The sequence below is a fragment of the Synechococcus sp. A10-1-5-1 genome (assembly GCF_023115425.1).
GTDB lineage: Bacteria > Cyanobacteriota > Cyanobacteriia > PCC-6307 > Cyanobiaceae > Vulcanococcus.
This window is the reverse complement of record NZ_CP096032.1, coordinates 1,776,741-1,791,855: the sequence shown is the minus strand read 5'-3', so window position 1 is coordinate 1,791,855 and position 15,115 is coordinate 1,776,741. Positions and strand designations below refer to the sequence as shown.

Genomic DNA, 15,115 nt, shown 5'->3' with positions numbered 1-15,115 from the left:
GCCAGCCTGGGTTCAGTGCTGTTCCTTCACCATGGCCGCCCCAGCCCATCCCGGTGCGGTCCTGGAGTTGCAAGCCCTGCGGGTGCGCTACCCGGGGAGCTCCAGCAACACCCTGAATGGCCTCAGCCTCGAGCTCAACGCTGGTGAACGCCTCGCCCTGGTGGGTCCCAGTGGTTGCGGCAAAAGCACGGTGGCCAGGGCTGTGCTGCAACTGCTGCCCCAAGGCAGTCGCTGCCAAGGCGGCCTGCTGCTGAACGGCTGCGATCCAAGGGGCCTGCGACGCTCGAAACTCCGGCGGCTGCGGGGCGAGGCCGTGGGTCTGGTCTTCCAAGACCCGATGACCCGGCTGAACCCCCTCATGACCATTGGCGAGCACCTCGCCGACACCCTGGGCGAACACCATCCGGCCTGGCAGCAGGCCCAAATCCGGGAGCGGGCCCAGTCGCTGCTCCAGCGAGTCGGTATTTCCCAGGAGCGCTACAGCAGTTATCCCCACGAATTCAGCGGGGGGATGCGGCAACGCCTTGCTATTGCCCTGGCCATGGCCCTGCGGCCCGCCTTGGTGATTGCCGATGAACCCACCACCAGCCTGGATGTGGCCGTGGCGGGTCAGGTCATGCAAGAGCTCTGCGATCTCTGCAGGGAAGCCGGCAGTGCCCTGCTGCTCATCAGCCATGACCTAGCCATGGCCGGACGCTGGTGCGATCAAATCGCCGTGCTGGACCAGGGCCGACTGGTGGAGCAGGCCCCAGCGACCACCTTGCTCACCCAACCCCAGTCCCCCCTTGCCCAACGGCTCGTGGGAGCGGCCCGGGCCAGGGAAGGCGGTGTGACACCCGCCCCCTCCAATGCCGCCCCCCTGCTCGAACTGGAGGAACTGCGCTGCTGGCATCCCCTGGCGGGATTGCCCTGGCAGTCCCGTTGGTACAGAGCCGTCGATGGCGTCAGCCTGCAGCTCCGCCATGGGGAAACCGTTGGCGTGGTCGGCGCCTCCGGTTGCGGGAAGAGCACGCTCTGCCGAGCCCTGATGGGGCTCACTCCGGTGCGGGGCGGCAGCGTCAAGCTGAAGGGGGTCGACCTGATGCGCCTGAGGGGCGAGGCCCTACGCCAGGCCCGCCGCAGGATCCAGATGGTCTTTCAGGACCCGCTCGCCTGCTTGAACCCAGCGATGACCGTGGGGGAGGCCATCGCCGATCCGCTCTTGATCCATGGGCTCGCCAGCCCGGCCGCCGCCCGCGAGCAGGCCCGGCAATGGCTAGAGGCTGTAGGTCTGCAGCCGCCTGAGGCCTTTGAAGGACGACTGCCCCGCCAGCTCTCCGGCGGTCAGCAGCAGCGGGTCGCCATCGCGCGGGCCCTCGTGCTCGAACCGCAGGTGCTCCTCTGCGACGAGAGTGTGAGCATGCTCGATGCCGAGGTGCAGGCGGAGGTGCTGCAACTGCTGCGCTCCCTCCAGGACCGCCTCGGTCTGGGGCTGATCTTTGTCACCCACGACCTCTCGGTGGCCAGTGGCTTCTGTCAGCGGGTCGTGGTGCTCGACGGCGGGAAGATCGTCGAAGAGGGCCCAGGCGATCAGTTGCTCAGCCAGCCCCAGGCCGCCATCACACGGACGCTGGTGGAAGCATGTCCACGCCTGCCCGCCGCCTCAGCAGCTTGAGCAGCTTCTCCATCACCTCCGGCGGGGGGGCTTCAAACAGCATCCGGTCCTTGCGAATCGGATGGTCAAGACCAAGCTGGAAGGCATGGAGCGCCTGGCCCGGCAGCGCCATCGGCAACTTGCGGCAGCGGGAATAAACGGGATCACCAACGATGGGATGCCCAATGTGGGCGCAGTGAACCCGGATCTGGTGCGTGCGACCGGTGTCGAGCTTGAAACGCATCAGGGCGTAGTCGCCCAACCGCTCAAGCAAGGTCCAGTGGGTGCAGGCATGGCGCCCTGAGCCGTCATGAACCACGGCGTACTTCTTGCGATCCGCGGGATGGCGACCGATGGCACCAACGATCGTTCCGTGGTCCCCGGCCGGTGCACCGTGGACCACCGCCAGATACTCCCGGGAAGCAACGCGCTTCTGGATCTGCACCTGGAGCTTCACCAAGGCCTCCTGGCTTTTGGCCACGACGATGCAGCCCGTGGTGTCCTTGTCAAGGCGGTGAACGATCCCCGGACGCATCTCGCCGCCAATGCCCGGCAGATCGGGGCAGTGATGCAGCAGGCCATTCACCAGGGTTCCATCTTTATTGCCGGGTGCCGGGTGGACGGTGAGACCTGCAGGCTTGTTGAGCACGATCAAGTGCTCATCCTCGTAAAGGACATCCAACGGAATGTCCTGGGGAATCAAATAGGGAAGCGGCTCCGGCGGTGGCATCCAGAGCTCCACCGTGTCGTTCTCACGTAGAGGGGTTTTGGCCCGTCCGGTCACCCCATTCACACGGACGTAGCCGGCATCGATGAACTTCTGAATCCGGGCCCGGCTCTGCTCCGGGCGCTGGGCCACCAGCCAGCGATCCAGTCGCATCGGCAGAGGTTTGGGGTAGGTGAGCGTCAGCAGCTCCCCTGCACCTTCCCCAAAACCACTCACGGCAACTCCAAGGCAATCGGTCCGAGCATGCCTCTGCGGAAGTCATCGAGGAACCGCTGGGCCATCCGGGAGGTATCGCCACTGGTGTGCCGCTCAGCCGCCCCCGTCAACCAGCCATGGACATCCGGCTTGGGCACACCATCCCCCGAAAGCGGTTCCACAGGGATGCCGTAGCGCCTCTCCAAAAGTCCGGGCTTCACCCCGGACTGCTCCGCTGCTTCCAAGGCCGCGAGCATGTGGACAAAGGCCATGGCAGCGGCCTCACCGTCATAGGCCGCCTGGCCGATGTCGTCGCAGAGCGCCAGGCGCAGGGCGGCGAGCTGGTCATCCAGCCGAGGGGGCAACACCCCTGGCGCGTCCAGCAGGTCCAGATCTTGGCCAAGGCGCACCCAGCGCAGGCTGCGGGTCACACCGGCGCGGCGGGCGCTATCCACGACCTTTTGCCGGACCAACCGGTTGATCAAGGCGGACTTGCCGACGTTGGGGAAGCCCAACATCAACGCCCGCACGGGCCGGGGGCGCATGCCCCGATTGCGGCGCCGCTCATTGAGGGAATCACCCGCCCGAATCGCCGCCTGCTGCAGCTGCTTGACCCCCGTCCCGGCCTTGGCGTCGCTCCACCAAGGGGTCTGACCCTGGCTGCGGAACCAGGCATCCCAAGCCTCCCGGGCCGCCGACGGGATCATGTCGCGACGGTTCAGCACCAGCAGATGCTGCTTGCCTTGAATCCAACGCTGCAGGCGAGGGTGGCCGGTGGCCGTCGGGATGCGGGCGTCACGCACCTCAATCACCAAATCCACCTTGGCCAGGTTGTCGGTGAGCGCGCGCTCAGCTTTGGCGATGTGGCCTGGGTACCACTGGATCGACGGGGCTGCGCTACTCAGCAGCTCACTCACGGCACCACCATCACGGGGCATGGGGCCAACTGAATCACACGAGAGGCCGTGCTCGGGGCGTCCTCCGCTTCGAGGCTCAGGCCGCGGGTCCCCATCACGATGACGTCGGCATTGATCTCATCGGCCACATCGCAGATCACAAAGGCCGGCTTTCCCTCACGCTCGAGCACCTCACAACTCACACCCTGCTCTTCAAAGCGACCGCGGGCCTGCTCAAGCAATGCCGCCACGGCGGGATCGTCTTGACCGGGCTCCACCACCGAAAGCACCACCAAACGGCTCTCGTGCTGCTGGGCCAACTTCAGGGCGAAGGAGGCGGTCTCAGCAGCCTGTCGGCTGCGGTCGATGGGAAAGAGAACGATCTCAAACATGGCCGGCTGGCCGGTGCTCTCTCTGTCTAGCGCCCACAGCCCAGAGAGCCAGCAATCACCCGAGAGGCTGCGAAAACAAGGAAGTCCTTGACTGGCCCGCTAAATTCGCGCGACCTCCACTCCCCATCTCACCCATGGCGAAGCGCTCCCTAGCCAGCCTTTCCGCTGACGAGCTGCGCGGCAAGCGCGTGCTGGTTCGGGTCGACTTCAACGTGCCTCTGAACGATGCCGGCTCCATCACCGATGACACCCGCATCCGCGCTGCCCTTCCCACGATCAATGATCTGGTCGGCAAGGGCGCAAAGGTGATCCTCTCAGCTCACTTCGGCCGTCCCAAGGGTCAGGTGAACGAGTCCATGCGCCTCACCCCCGTGGCAGCTCGTCTAGCCGAGCTGCTGGGTAAGGACGTGGTGAAGACCGACAGCTGCATCGGCGCTGACGCCGAAGCCAAGGTGGCCGCCATGGCCGACGGCGACGTCGTGCTGCTGGAGAACGTCCGCTTCTTCGCTGAGGAAGAGAAGAACGAAGGCGACTTCGCCAAGAAGCTGGCCAGCCTGGCCGATGTGTACGTGAACGACGCCTTCGGCGCCGCTCACCGTGCCCACGCCTCCACCGAGGGCGTGACCCAGTACCTGAGCCCCAGCGTGGCCGGCTACCTGATGGAGAAGGAGCTCCAGTACCTCCAGGGCGCCATTGACGAGCCCAAGCGTCCCCTGGCCGCCATCGTCGGCGGCTCCAAGGTGAGCTCCAAGATCGGCGTGCTCGAGGCTCTGCTCGACAAGTGCGACAAGATCCTGGTCGGCGGCGGCATGATCTTCACCTTCTACAAAGCCCGCGGCCTCTCCGTCGGCAAGAGCCTGGTGGAAGAAGACAAGCTCGAACTGGCCAAGGAGCTCGAGGCCAAGGCTGCCGCCAAGGGTGTTCAGTTCCTGCTGCCCACCGATGTGGTGCTGGCCGACAACTTCGCCCCTGACGCCAACAGCCAGGTCGCCAAGGTTGATGCCATCCCCGACGGCTGGATGGGCCTCGACATCGGCCCCGACTCCGTGAAGGTGTTCCAGGACGCTCTGGCTGACTGCAAGACCGTCATCTGGAACGGCCCCATGGGCGTGTTCGAATTCGACGCCTTCGCCGCTGGCACCAACGCCATCGCCACCACCCTGGCCGACCTGAGCGGGAAAGGCTGCTGCACGATCATCGGTGGCGGTGACTCCGTGGCTGCTGTGGAGAAGGCCGGCCTGGCCGAGAAGATGTCCCACATCTCCACCGGTGGTGGCGCCAGCCTCGAGCTGCTCGAGGGCAAGGTTCTCCCTGGCGTGGCTGCCCTCGACGAAGCCTGATTCGCAAGCTTCGATCCATCAGATGGGGGCCCCGAGGGGCCCCTTTTTTGATGCTTAAGAGGCGCGGCGATATTGGCTGGATCGAACGGGCAGGTTGTAGCGGCTGAGTAATGCCTGCCTCTCCTTACGCCACTGCTTGCGCTGATCCGCCCGCGCGCTGCGCAGCGAATCCACACACTCGCTCTCCGGCTGATCGCCCAGGCAGGCTTCAAAAGCGCGGAGATCCTCTTGGCGCTGGTCAAACCGACGGCGATCGAGAGAGCGCAACCCCTCGAAATAGCCACGACGATCAGCAGGACTGAGTTTTGAAAGCGCCTCTGCGGAGGTTCTCCAACCACCGTGACGACCTTTGGCCTGCGCAGGGGCCGAAATCAAGCTTGTCGTAGCTGCCGTCGCCAAGCTCAGGGCCAGACCGATTTGAACCGCTCGACTCGTGCGAGCCAAGACATTGGGAAGAGAAGTCATGGGGACCGTGTTCTGGACCCCCACAGACTGCGAGAGATCGGTGGCTCAGGTGTGACTGGTAGGGCTGGCAGCTGTGACTAAAAGCGAACGGGCCCGCAAGACCACCGCGAATCCCCGCTCCGACTGCAAGCGGCTCAGGCCGCCGCCATGGCTGGCCGCCACCCGGGCTGCAATCGCTAGACCCAAGCCGCAGTGGCCGCTACCGCCCCGGGCACGGTCCAGCCGTTGAAAGGGCATCAATGCTTGAGCCCACTGTTCGGCGGGGATGCCTGGTCCTTGATCCCAGACCTCAATGCAGAAGCCATCGGGTGGGTCTGGACGCAAGACCAACCGCAATGGGGGCTGGCCATGGCTCAACGCGTTCTCGATCAAATTCCCCACTGCTCGACCCAAGGCCACCGGCTGAACGCTGGCCTCCAGCGGACTGAGATCCAGCTGAACCAGCTCGGCTTCTAAGGGGGCCGTTAACTCCGCTAACCACTGATCCAGGGGCAACTGCACCGGCGGCTCCGCATCCCCTCCTCCGGCAAACAACAGGAACTGACCGGTGATGCGCTCAAGCGCATCCAAATCAGCTTCCGCTTTCTCCTTGTCCTCCAGCCGATCCAGGCGCAAGCGCAGGCGGGTCAACGGACTCTTGAGGTCATGGGCAATGCCCGCGAGCATCGTGGCCCGCTCGCGATCGTTGGTCGCCAAACGCTCGACCATGGCGTTGAAGCGGCCCGTGAGCGAGCGAACCACGCGAGCCCCCCGCTTGGGCAGGGCTGGCTGCAGACCGGAGCGGCCCACCGACCCCAACGCCTGCTCCAGCTGCTGCAGCGGCGTTTGCACCTCACGCCAAAGGAAGAGAAAGGACGCGGAAATGCTCCCCGTCAACAACGAGACCCCGAGCAGCAAAGGGTCGGGTGGCCAGCGCTGGGTGGGGCCAACGGGGGTGAACAGCCAGACCGGCTCCAGGGGCGAGAGCAGCTCCACCCACAACCCCGGCGTCGCACTCTGCGCAGGGAGGACCGGCGGACAGGGACGGACCCGCTGGCACAACTCCTGCTGCAACAGCCGCGCTTGTCGCTGCAAGCGACCATCGCGGCTGACGGGAGGGAATGGGCCCACCCGCAACGGCAATCCACTCAGGCGGGCCAAGGCCTGGGGAGGCAGGCGATCGAGGGCCAGTTCACCAAGTCTCAGGTTGAAGGCCACCTCCGGCCCCATCTGCGCGATCTGGGCGCGCTCCAACCGCTGGGCCAGCAGGGACTGCAACACCGCCAGACAGAAAGCGGAGATGCCCGCCCCCGTCAGGACGTACTTAGCGGGTGCGTGCTTGGCCATCGGGCACGAAGACGTAGCCGTAACCCCAGACCGTCTGGAGGTAGCGGGGCCGCGTGGGATCGGGCTCCACCAACTTGCGGACCCGCGAGACCTGCACATCCATGCTGCGGCTGTCGGTCTCCGATTCAGGCCCGCGGGCCAACTCGATCAGGCGTTCGCGGGAGAGGGGGCGATGGGGGTGCTGGACGAAGGCCGCTAGCAAGCTGAACTCACCGCTGGTGATCACGACCGGTTGGGCGTTGCGCTCCAAACTGCGATTCGCCAAATCGAGCCGGTTCTCGCCGAACTCCACCAGCTGTCCCTCCGCCAAGGGGGTCCCCGCCGGCAGGGCCACCCGGCGCCGCAGGACCGCCTCAATGCGCGCCGTTAACTCCCGAGGCAGGAAGGGTTTACCGAGATAGTCGTCGGCCCCCTGCTCCAGGCCAATGATCCGATCAATGCCATCCCCTTTGGCCGTCAGCATCACCACGGGCAGGTCATCGCCGCCGTCGCGCAGCCGGCGCAAGAGCGTCAGGCCGTCATCCCCAGGAAGCATGACGTCGAGGACGACCAAATCGGGGCGTTGACTCTCGAGCCGTGCCATCAACTGCTCACCGCTGCTGAGGCAGCGCACGTCGTAGCCCTGGTCGCTCAGGTAGGTGCCGACCAACCGCCTCTGCTCCGCGTCGTCATCCACCACCCAGATGCGTTGGTGAGTGCTCCGTGCAGGCACGGCCATGGGACTGCACGGAGCAACGACTTCACTGACTGTATGGAGATCGGGCTGCAGAAATCGCGCTAGACAGATCTGGTCACACCTTGCCGATCAGCCAGGCCGATCGCCGCAGGGAGGGCTCCATAGCCTGATGCCATGAGGCGCCACCGCTCCCGTTCCGTCCTTGCCGTTGGCGCCGGCCTGCTGTTGGCCTGCCCCTTGGCCCTGCAGGCGCAGACGCCGCAGGAAATCAAGGTCTATGAACGGCGCCTGCAACAGCTCTTTGAGCAACTGGATCGGGACGGCAACCGACGCCTTGATCGCCAAGAGGTCCAAGGGCAGCCCTATCTCGAGCGCCATTTCGACCGTCTGGACCAACAGCAGCGGGGATACCTGGCCCCCTCCGATCTCAAACCCAGTCGCCATCAACCGCCGCCACGCTCCGAGCGGATCTTGCGCAAGGCCGATCAAAACGGCGACGGCCGGATCGATCGCCAAGAAGCCCAGGGCTACCCCTGGCTTCGCAAACACTTCGATGCCATTGACCGAAACGGCGATGGCAGCCTGGATCGACGCGAACTCAACACCCTCTCGAAACCCTCCCATGGCCAGTGATCAGGCAGACGCAGTGAGCTGCATTGGCCTTGGGGCGCTGGGGGCCCCCATGGCCCGCAACCTGCTGGAGGCCGGCTGGCGCGTGACCGTCTTCAATCGCAGTCCCGAACCTGCCAATGCCCTTGCAGCGGCGGGCGCCCAACGGGCGAGGACGGCGGCTGAGGCGGCGGCAGCCTCGCCGCTGGTGCTGCTCTGCCTGAGTGATGACCAAGCGGTCGACGAAGTGCTGGAGCTCACCAAAGCCGGCCTGCGGCCTGGCGCCCTGGTGATCGACTGCTCCACCATCAGCCCCAGCACCAGCCAACGGCTGGCCCAGGAGCTGAAGAGCCATGGGGTGAGCTACGTCGATGCCCCCGTCACCGGCGGCACCGAAGGGGCCAGGGCGGGAACCCTGCGGGTCTTAATCGGAGCTGACGTGGCTTCACTCGAGCGGGCCCGGCCGCTCCTGGAGGTGATCGGCGGGAGCCTGCACCATTTCGGCCCCGTCGGAGCGGGGCAACAGGCCAAAGCGGTCAATCAGGTGCTGGTGGCCGGGAGCTATGCCGCCGTGGCCGAAGCCCTGGCCCTCGCCGATCGCCTCGGCCTACCCCCTGAGCCACTGGTGGACGCGCTGAAAGGGGGTGCCGCTGGCTCCTGGGCCCTGGAGAACAGGAGCCAACAGATGATCAATGACTCCTATCCGTTGGGGTTCAAGTTGGCCTTGCACCGCAAGGACCTCGGCATCGCCCTGAGCGCCGCGGCCGAGGCCCAGTTGGGCCTTCCGATCTGCGAGCAGGTGGCCGCCATCGAAGACGCCCTGATCGATCAGGGCTGCGGCGAGCTGGATGTCTCAGTGCTGGCCCGCTGGTTCAAAGCGTGAGGTCGGATCGCTTCGCCACCACCCGAACCTGCTTGGACGCCGCAACGATGCCCTTGGGGTGCACCAACAGCACCGCCCAGGTCTGACTGCCGGGCTGGAAGGGAGCCTGAACAGTCTTGAACAGGCCACCACCACCGAGGGCTTCGAGCTGCAGGTCGGGAGCCTGCAAACGCAGCAACTCACTGACGGTGACGGGCTTGATCGCACCGGCCACCACCGCACCGTTGAGGGGGTCGTCAAAGATCACGTCGAGGTCGTAGCGCTGACCGGTCAACACGGCATCAGGGATCAGCAAGCTGACCTTCAAATTGGGATCACCGCTGCGCAGAACCGAATTGGACTCGATCACGTCCTGACTGTTGAAGCGCTCGCCACTGGATCCCAGGACCAACTTCTGGGTGGCTTCAAAGCGGAATTTGTAGGGTCCCTGGTCGCGGCTTCCTGCGACCGTAACGAGGGTGGTGGGCCGTCCATCCTTCAGGGACACGCCAGGGCTCACCTGCCAGCTGGCATCCGGGAACTGGGCCCGCAGGAAGTTGCGGCGCTGCAAGATCAGCTCGGGGTCGAGGCCATTCCCGGCCTCCATCAAAGCGGTGATCTCCGAAGAAGAGCCGTTGTTGAGGGCCTCCTGCAACGCCTGAAGACTCGGGGCCGCCCGCAGGGGAGAGCCCATGGCCAACCCGGTCAGAGCAATGGCGGCAGTCAGGAGGGAGCGCAACTGCACGGGGGCTCAACCAGGAGGTGCCCTTAAGTTAGGCGCGCTCATCAGCGATGCCCATGTCACGCCTGTTGATCGCTGCCAGCGGCACCGGCGGGCATCTCTTTCCAGCCCTCGCCGTCGCCCAGGCGCTGCCCTCCGATTGGGAAATCCAGTGGCTGGGGGTCCCCGATCGACTGGAGACGGATCTGGTGCCAAGCACCATCCCCCTACACACCGTCGAAGCCGGCGGCTTGCAGGGCCGAGGTCTGCGCAAGCTCTACAACCTGCTGCGCCTGCTGGGCGCCACCGTTGCTGTTCGGCGTCTGATCCGCCGGGAGCGCATCCGTCTGGTCTTCAGCACCGGCGGCTACATCGCTGCCCCGGCGATCCTCGCGGCCCGCTGGTGCGGGGTGCCGGTGGTGCTGCATGAATCCAATGGCGTCCCCGGGAAAGTGACGCGCCTGTTCGGACGGTTCTGCAGCCAAGTCGCCGTCGGACTGCCGCAAGCGGCGGAGCGCCTGCAGGGTTGCCATCCGCGGGTGACGGGTACCCCGGTCCGGCGCGCGTTCCTGCAACCAGCGCCCCTCCCCGGTTGGGTTCCCCAGGGATCCGGTCCACTGCTGCTGGTCATGGGCGGCAGCCAGGGAGCCGTGGGGCTCAACCGCATGGTCCGGCCCCTTCTACCCAAGCTGTTGGAGCTGGGCTGCCGGGTGGTGCATCTCAGCGGGAACAACGACCCCGAGAGCGGAGCGCTCCAACATCCCCTCTACGCCGAACGTCCCTTCAGCGATGAGGTGGCCGGGTTGCTGCAACACGCCGATCTGGTGATCAGCCGCGCCGGCGCCGGCAGCTTGAGCGAATTAGCGGTCTGCGGGAGCCCAACGATTCTGGTCCCCTACCCCCAAGCCGCGGACAAACACCAAGACGCCAACGCCGGTGCCGCCGCGGCCGTCTGTGCTGCCGTGATCGTCTGGCAACACCCCCCCGAGCATCCAGCCCTAGCGCAAACCATCTGGCGCCTGCTGGGTCCGCGGCTGCGGGGCTGCGATCCCGTCATTGATCCGCTGCTGCAGTTGCACCGCGGCATGGAGCGCCTGGCTGTGCGCGACGCCGAAGTACTGATCGCTGGGTTACTGCAGGAGCTCAGCGCCTAGGGCCCGCAGCAAGCGCCTATTGCCGGAGCGATCCTGCAGGCCAAGCCGTAACCAGGCCTCGCCGAGTCCCGTAAAGGAGCGGCAATCGCGCAGGAGGATGCGATGACGCTGCTCCAATGCCTCCCGCAGCGGTTGCAAGGAGCCCTGATCGGCTCGCAGCAGGAGGTAATTCACGGAGGAGGGGTAGGGGCGAATGCCCGGCAACGCCCTCAATCGCTGCTGCAGCCACTGACCCTCCTGGGCCACCCAGCGCTGCACGCGGGCGCACCAGCGCTCGTAATCGCGCGGATCGCTCAGCAAGGCATTCGCCAGGGCCCCAGCCCAGGCGTTGATCGGCCAGGGATCCCGCCACTGGGCCCAGCGCTGCAGCCGCTCGGGCTGGGCGACGGCGTAGCCGAGCCGCACCCCAGCAATTCCGTAGAGCTTGGTCAGGCTGCGGATCACCACCAGGTTGGGGTGCTGGCCCACCAGCGGAATCAAGGATTGCTGCTCACCGCCTGGCACCAGCGGCAAAAAGGCTTCATCACAGATCACCAGGCGATGGCGAGCCAAGAGCGGTGCCAGGGACTCCCGGCTCCAGAGCTGCCCGGTGGGGTTGTGGGGATTGGTGATCCAGAGCACCTCAGCGCCAGAGGCGCCGGGGAATGGGTGAGGGAAAGGCTCAGACCACTCCAGTGGCAGCGGCAGGGAACGCTGCTGGCCACCCCAGCACTGCAGGCTGCGCTGGTAGTCGGCAAAGCCGGGTTGGGGCAGCAGGGACACGCCGCTGCTGGCCGCATCACGGGCCGCCCAGGTGAAGAGTTCCGCCGCGCCGTTGCCGGGGAGCACCGACTCGGGGTCCAGCTGATGCAAACGCGCGATCTGCTGGCGCAGGCGCCAATGGCTGCGGTCGGGATAGGCCCGCAGGTCTGCCTGGCGCAGGGCACGGCGTGCCGCCCGCGGCAGGGCAAAGGGGGCCAGGGAGGCACTGGCATCAAGAATCTGATCGGGCCGGCACCCCAAGCGCCGAGCCGTGGCTTCCAGATTGCCGCCGTGGGCTTCCATCCCACCAGCCTGATCGACGGGGGGAGCCAAGACCGTTAGAACGGCGCCAGTTCGGCCGCACAAGCCCATGGCTCGCCTGCGCCCCTCTCTCGCCAGCTTGGTTGTCCTGCTGGGGACTGGAGCAGCCTGGGCCGCCGACGATCAGGCCCTGATGCGCACCCTGGATCAGCGAGCCTGTGAGCGCTGCATGTTGCAGGACGCCGATCTGGTCCATGCCGATCTGCGCGATGCACGTCTGCAGGGCGCCCAACTGGAGCGGGCCAACCTGAGCGGCGCAAGGCTCGATGGGGCCGACCTGCGCGAGAGCAACCTGCGCTTTACCAGCCTGGCGGGTGCCTCCCTGCGGGGAGCCGATCTGCGGGGATCGCAACTGGAGGGCACCGATCTACGCGATAGCGACCTCTCCGGCGCGCAACTCGATCCCGGCGCCCTCGAGGGCAGCCATTGGCAAGGGGCCCGGGGTGTCAGCGCCTCTGTCCACAGTTATGCGGCCCTCCACAACGCCGGCGTGCAGGCCGCGGAAGCGGGGCGCTTCCCGGAGGCCGAGCAGTTCTTCAGCCGGGCGATTGAACGGCTCCCCAACGCCGCGGTCAGCTGGATGGCCCGGGGGGTCAGCCGCGCCGAGCAGGGACAGTTCAGCCTGGCCGCCCAGGACCTGCGCTACGCCGGCCGGCTCTACAGCGAGCTCGGTGCGCTGCAGCAGGCCAAATCCCTGGAAGAGGCGGCAGTCACCCTGCTGAAGCCCAGCAAGAAAGCCAAGTCCGGCAACGGCATGGGCAGCGCCCTGCTGGGCGGGCTCATGGCCGCCTTCAAGATGGTGGCCCCGATTGCCGCCAAGGTCGCTCTACCGGGCTCGATTTAGTAAGGCGAAACCAACTGACGAGCTTCCGGCGTCGCGGCTTGGTAGCCGTAGCCGAAGTTGCCGCCGTTGTCGTCACGAATGATGCGCGGCGAAACCAGGATCACCAGCTCGCGTTTCTCACGCTGGTTGATGGAATTCCGGAAGAACTGACCAACGAACGGAATGTCTCCAAGGATGGGCCATTTGCGCACCACGGCTTGGTCGGAATCCGAAATCACGCCCGTCAGGATCAAGGTCTGGCCATCGCGCACGCGCACCTCACCGGTATCGAGGCGACGGGTCGTCAGGGTGTTCACCGTGCCGCAGCCTGCAATGAGCTGGTCCGTTGCGATCACCGCTGAGATCTCCGGTGACATCGAGAAGGTGACGAAACCGTTGTCGTCGATGCGGGACACGCGCGCACCGAAGGTCAGGCCTGCGGTTCCAAATTCAGGCTGACAGCTGTTCGGCGCTCCGTTCTGTCCGGCCTGGACGGTGTAACTGACGATCTCCTGGGCACCGACGGTCACAAAGGATTCGTTGGCATAGGGGCGGCCGATGGATGCCGTATTGAGCGCAGCAGAGCCCGAACCACCTACCGAGACAGCCGCACCGGAAGCGATTGGTTCGGAATTTTCGTTAATGATCAGCGTTGGCGAAGCCAGAACCTTGGTCGTGTTCGACTCAATCAGTCCCCGCACAAAATCAAAGTAATTAGAGCTATTCCCGCCACCAGTGGGGTAAGCAACTCCAGGATTTACGGGAGCGGGGCTATTTGCATTGATAGTCTCCTGAGCAACCCTGGCTTCCCGTCCTGCTGCGGTAACCACTTCTGCCTTCGCGCTTGCAGCCCCACCCGCAATCGTGCTGAATTGATCCCCTTGAGGCGGCAGCAAACCGCCGAAGGCTCCGAGGAATTCACCCCGATCACTGACCACAAAGTTGCTGCCCGATCGGAAGGCAAAGGAGTTCGAAAGGCTGGCGTCATTGTTCAACGTGACATCCAGAATCTTCACCGATAGAGCCACCTGCCGCTGACGCAGATCAATCTGCCTGAGGTAGTTCTCAGCCACAGAGACCATCTGAGAATCACCCACCAACGTGATCGTGCGCAGGCGTGAATCGGTCGTACCGATCAAGCCACGCAAGGGGCCGGCGGACGCGCCGTAGGTCTCCGTGGTGGTAATCGTTTCTCGCTTGGTTTGCTGCGTTTGCTCGCCACCCGCAACCTGATTGGCGACCGGCTGCCCAGAGGTCACGGCGTTGGTGATTGTGGTGACCTGGGTGATGCGCGCCCCCAGGCTGGCCAGGTACTTGGCGGCCGATTCGGCCGAGGCCTGGTTGAGGCGATAGACCTTGGACATCTGGGCGCCGAAGGTCTTGCCCATCACCGATGGGCCGGCCAACAGCAGATTCCCCTCCATCCGTCCCTGAAGACCAGAGGCCAACAGCACCGAATTCAAGGCCTTGCTGTAGGTCTCTCCGCGGAAGGACAGAGACACCGTGGGACCGGAGCGAGCTTGGGCTGAGGCGGCCGCCGCACCTGAGCGCTCCTCATCGTCGACGTAGACGAAGCCATAGCCACCCATTTGGCTCAGGGCCATCAGGGCATCTTTGGCTGGCGCATTCCGCAGGGTCATCGTCACCGGCGGCCCACTGAGATTCAGGTAACTGCGGTTGCGCAGCACCATCGTCCCCACCGCCATGTCTCCCAGTGGCGGGGCCACCGCCCGCGGTTGCAGGGGCGGGGCATAGCGCGGCTGGGGCACCGAACCCGGCTGATTGAGGTTGAAGGTCGCGGTCTTCGAGACCAACTCGCTTGGGGCGCTGAAGCTCAGGATCAGGTTGCGACCATCAGCGCTCACCACCGGCTTGGAGGCCGGCGCACCCGGCATCGGGACCACCTCCAGCTGAAACATCTGGCCACTGCCTGTGATGCTCACCCGCTTCAGGCCTGCCTCAGGCAGGGTCAGCGTTTGCGGGCCGACCTTCAAGGAGGCGGATTGATTGAGCTGCAATTGCCCCTGCCAACCGGAGGCGGTTTGGCGCTGCCGAAGCACCGGAGCTGCACCGGTCCCTTCCACCACCACATCCACGCTGTTGGCGCCCCGGCGTAACTGCAGCAGCAGGGCACCGCCGCGCTGGGCGACGGACGGCAACGGAGCAGACGACGTGGATTGCGGCAGCGCCAGCGCAGGGGCCGTCATCGAAGCAGCAGCCATCAGGGCCGAGAT

15 protein-coding genes are annotated in these 15,115 nt (G+C 65.6%); 6 read left to right on the top strand and 9 right to left on the bottom strand.

The window, feature by feature from the left end:
* Positions 1-31 precede the first annotated feature (31 nt).
* Positions 32-1,654, top strand: coding sequence for an ABC transporter ATP-binding protein (locus MY494_RS09595; RefSeq protein ID WP_247910026.1), 1,623 nt, complete (start codon positions 32-34; stop codon positions 1,652-1,654).
* On the opposite strand, the gene MY494_RS09590 is transcribed toward MY494_RS09595, so the two are convergent.
* From MY494_RS09590 to MY494_RS09580, 3 genes are read right to left on the bottom strand one after another with little or no spacing between them, the layout of a single operon-like run.
* The gene (locus MY494_RS09590; protein WP_247910025.1) at positions 1,599-2,576 is read right to left on the bottom strand and encodes an RluA family pseudouridine synthase; all 978 of its coding nucleotides are present in this window, start codon (positions 2,574-2,576) and stop codon (positions 1,599-1,601) included. The genes MY494_RS09595 and MY494_RS09590 overlap by 56 nt on opposite strands.
* A complete protein-coding gene (gene ylqF / locus MY494_RS09585; RefSeq protein ID WP_247910024.1) occupies positions 2,573-3,493 on the bottom strand; it encodes a ribosome biogenesis GTPase YlqF in 921 nt (306 codons plus the stop codon). Before ylqF ends, MY494_RS09590 begins: the two co-directional genes overlap by 4 nt.
* Positions 3,469-3,843: a universal stress protein gene (locus MY494_RS09580; protein ID WP_247910023.1), complete on the bottom strand. Its 375-nt coding sequence runs from the start codon at positions 3,841-3,843 to the stop codon at positions 3,469-3,471. The genes ylqF and MY494_RS09580 overlap by 25 nt, the downstream gene beginning before the upstream one ends.
* A gap of 134 nt (positions 3,844-3,977) precedes the next feature.
* Here MY494_RS09580 and pgk point away from each other — a divergent pair, with 134 nt between their 5' ends.
* Complete coding sequence (pgk, locus tag MY494_RS09575; protein ID WP_247910022.1) at positions 3,978-5,183, top strand: phosphoglycerate kinase; 1,206 nt, start codon at positions 3,978-3,980, stop codon at positions 5,181-5,183.
* Between the two features lie 54 nt (positions 5,184-5,237).
* Here the strand turns inward: pgk and MY494_RS09570 are convergent, their stop codons facing one another.
* The 3 genes from MY494_RS09570 to MY494_RS09560 are packed head-to-tail and all read right to left on the bottom strand — an operon-like array spanning position 5,238 to position 7,692.
* Complete coding sequence (locus MY494_RS09570; RefSeq protein ID WP_247910021.1) at positions 5,238-5,648, bottom strand: hypothetical protein; 411 nt, start codon at positions 5,646-5,648, stop codon at positions 5,238-5,240.
* A 45-nt stretch (positions 5,649-5,693) separates the two neighbouring features.
* Positions 5,694-6,974, bottom strand: coding sequence for an ATP-binding protein (locus tag MY494_RS09565; protein ID WP_247910020.1), 1,281 nt, complete (start codon positions 6,972-6,974; stop codon positions 5,694-5,696).
* On the bottom strand, positions 6,952-7,692 hold the full coding sequence (locus MY494_RS09560; RefSeq protein ID WP_247910019.1) for a response regulator: 741 nt from the start codon (positions 7,690-7,692) through the stop codon (positions 6,952-6,954). The genes MY494_RS09565 and MY494_RS09560 overlap by 23 nt, the downstream gene beginning before the upstream one ends.
* Before the next feature lie 132 nt (positions 7,693-7,824).
* On the opposite strand from MY494_RS09560, the gene MY494_RS09555 reads away from it, so the two are divergent.
* Positions 7,825-8,283, top strand: a complete 459-nt coding sequence (locus MY494_RS09555; RefSeq protein WP_247910018.1) for an EF-hand domain-containing protein — start codon at positions 7,825-7,827, stop codon at positions 8,281-8,283.
* Positions 8,273-9,142 (top strand): NAD(P)-dependent oxidoreductase, encoded by an 870-nt coding sequence (locus tag MY494_RS09550; RefSeq protein ID WP_247910017.1) that lies wholly within the window; start codon positions 8,273-8,275, stop codon positions 9,140-9,142. The genes MY494_RS09555 and MY494_RS09550 overlap by 11 nt, the downstream gene beginning before the upstream one ends.
* Here the strand turns inward: MY494_RS09550 and MY494_RS09545 are convergent.
* Positions 9,132-9,866 carry a hypothetical protein gene (locus MY494_RS09545; protein WP_247910016.1) on the bottom strand — a complete coding sequence of 245 codons (735 nt, stop codon included), beginning with the start codon at positions 9,864-9,866 and terminating at the stop codon, positions 9,132-9,134. The two genes, MY494_RS09550 and MY494_RS09545, sit on opposite strands and share 11 nt — an antisense overlap.
* A gap of 53 nt (positions 9,867-9,919) precedes the next feature.
* Here MY494_RS09545 and MY494_RS09540 point away from each other — a divergent pair, with 53 nt between their 5' ends.
* A complete protein-coding gene (locus MY494_RS09540; protein WP_247910015.1) occupies positions 9,920-10,996 on the top strand; it encodes a glycosyltransferase in 1,077 nt (358 codons plus the stop codon).
* Here MY494_RS09540 and MY494_RS09535 read toward each other — a convergent pair.
* Positions 10,973-12,040 carry a threonine-phosphate decarboxylase gene (locus tag MY494_RS09535; protein ID WP_247912013.1) on the bottom strand — a complete coding sequence of 356 codons (1,068 nt, stop codon included), beginning with the start codon at positions 12,038-12,040 and terminating at the stop codon, positions 10,973-10,975. The genes MY494_RS09540 and MY494_RS09535 overlap by 24 nt on opposite strands.
* Positions 12,041-12,107: 67 nt before the next feature.
* On the opposite strand from MY494_RS09535, the gene MY494_RS09530 reads away from it, so the two are divergent.
* Positions 12,108-12,902 (top strand): pentapeptide repeat-containing protein, encoded by a 795-nt coding sequence (locus MY494_RS09530; protein WP_247910014.1) that lies wholly within the window; start codon positions 12,108-12,110, stop codon positions 12,900-12,902.
* On the opposite strand, the gene MY494_RS09525 is transcribed toward MY494_RS09530, so the two are convergent.
* Complete coding sequence (locus tag MY494_RS09525; protein ID WP_247910013.1) at positions 12,899-15,103, bottom strand: general secretion pathway protein GspD; 2,205 nt, start codon at positions 15,101-15,103, stop codon at positions 12,899-12,901. The two genes, MY494_RS09530 and MY494_RS09525, sit on opposite strands and share 4 nt — an antisense overlap.
* Positions 15,104-15,115: the final 12 nt, after the last annotated feature.

Excerpts from the sequence above, each read along its gene's own strand:
- MY494_RS09595 (WP_247910026.1), top strand. The coding sequence starts at position 32 with ATGGCCGCCCCAGCCCATCCCGGTGCGGTCCTGGAGTTGCAAGCCCTG.
- ylqF (WP_247910024.1), bottom strand. The coding sequence starts at position 3,493 with ATGCCCCGTGATGGTGGTGCCGTGAGTGAGCTGCTGAGTAGCGCAGCC.
- MY494_RS09580 (WP_247910023.1), bottom strand. The coding sequence starts at position 3,843 with ATGTTTGAGATCGTTCTCTTTCCCATCGACCGCAGCCGACAGGCTGCT.
- pgk (WP_247910022.1), top strand. The coding sequence starts at position 3,978 with ATGGCGAAGCGCTCCCTAGCCAGCCTTTCCGCTGACGAGCTGCGCGGC.
- MY494_RS09570 (WP_247910021.1), bottom strand. The coding sequence starts at position 5,648 with ATGACTTCTCTTCCCAATGTCTTGGCTCGCACGAGTCGAGCGGTTCAA.
- MY494_RS09565 (WP_247910020.1), bottom strand. The coding sequence starts at position 6,974 with ATGGCCAAGCACGCACCCGCTAAGTACGTCCTGACGGGGGCGGGCATC.
- MY494_RS09560 (WP_247910019.1), bottom strand. The coding sequence starts at position 7,692 with ATGGCCGTGCCTGCACGGAGCACTCACCAACGCATCTGGGTGGTGGAT.
- MY494_RS09555 (WP_247910018.1), top strand. The coding sequence starts at position 7,825 with ATGAGGCGCCACCGCTCCCGTTCCGTCCTTGCCGTTGGCGCCGGCCTG.
- MY494_RS09550 (WP_247910017.1), top strand. The coding sequence starts at position 8,273 with ATGGCCAGTGATCAGGCAGACGCAGTGAGCTGCATTGGCCTTGGGGCG.
- MY494_RS09540 (WP_247910015.1), top strand. The coding sequence starts at position 9,920 with ATGTCACGCCTGTTGATCGCTGCCAGCGGCACCGGCGGGCATCTCTTT.
- MY494_RS09535 (WP_247912013.1), bottom strand. The coding sequence starts at position 12,040 with ATGGAAGCCCACGGCGGCAATCTGGAAGCCACGGCTCGGCGCTTGGGG.
- MY494_RS09530 (WP_247910014.1), top strand. The coding sequence starts at position 12,108 with ATGGCTCGCCTGCGCCCCTCTCTCGCCAGCTTGGTTGTCCTGCTGGGG.
- MY494_RS09525 (WP_247910013.1), bottom strand. The coding sequence starts at position 15,103 with ATGGCTGCTGCTTCGATGACGGCCCCTGCGCTGGCGCTGCCGCAATCC.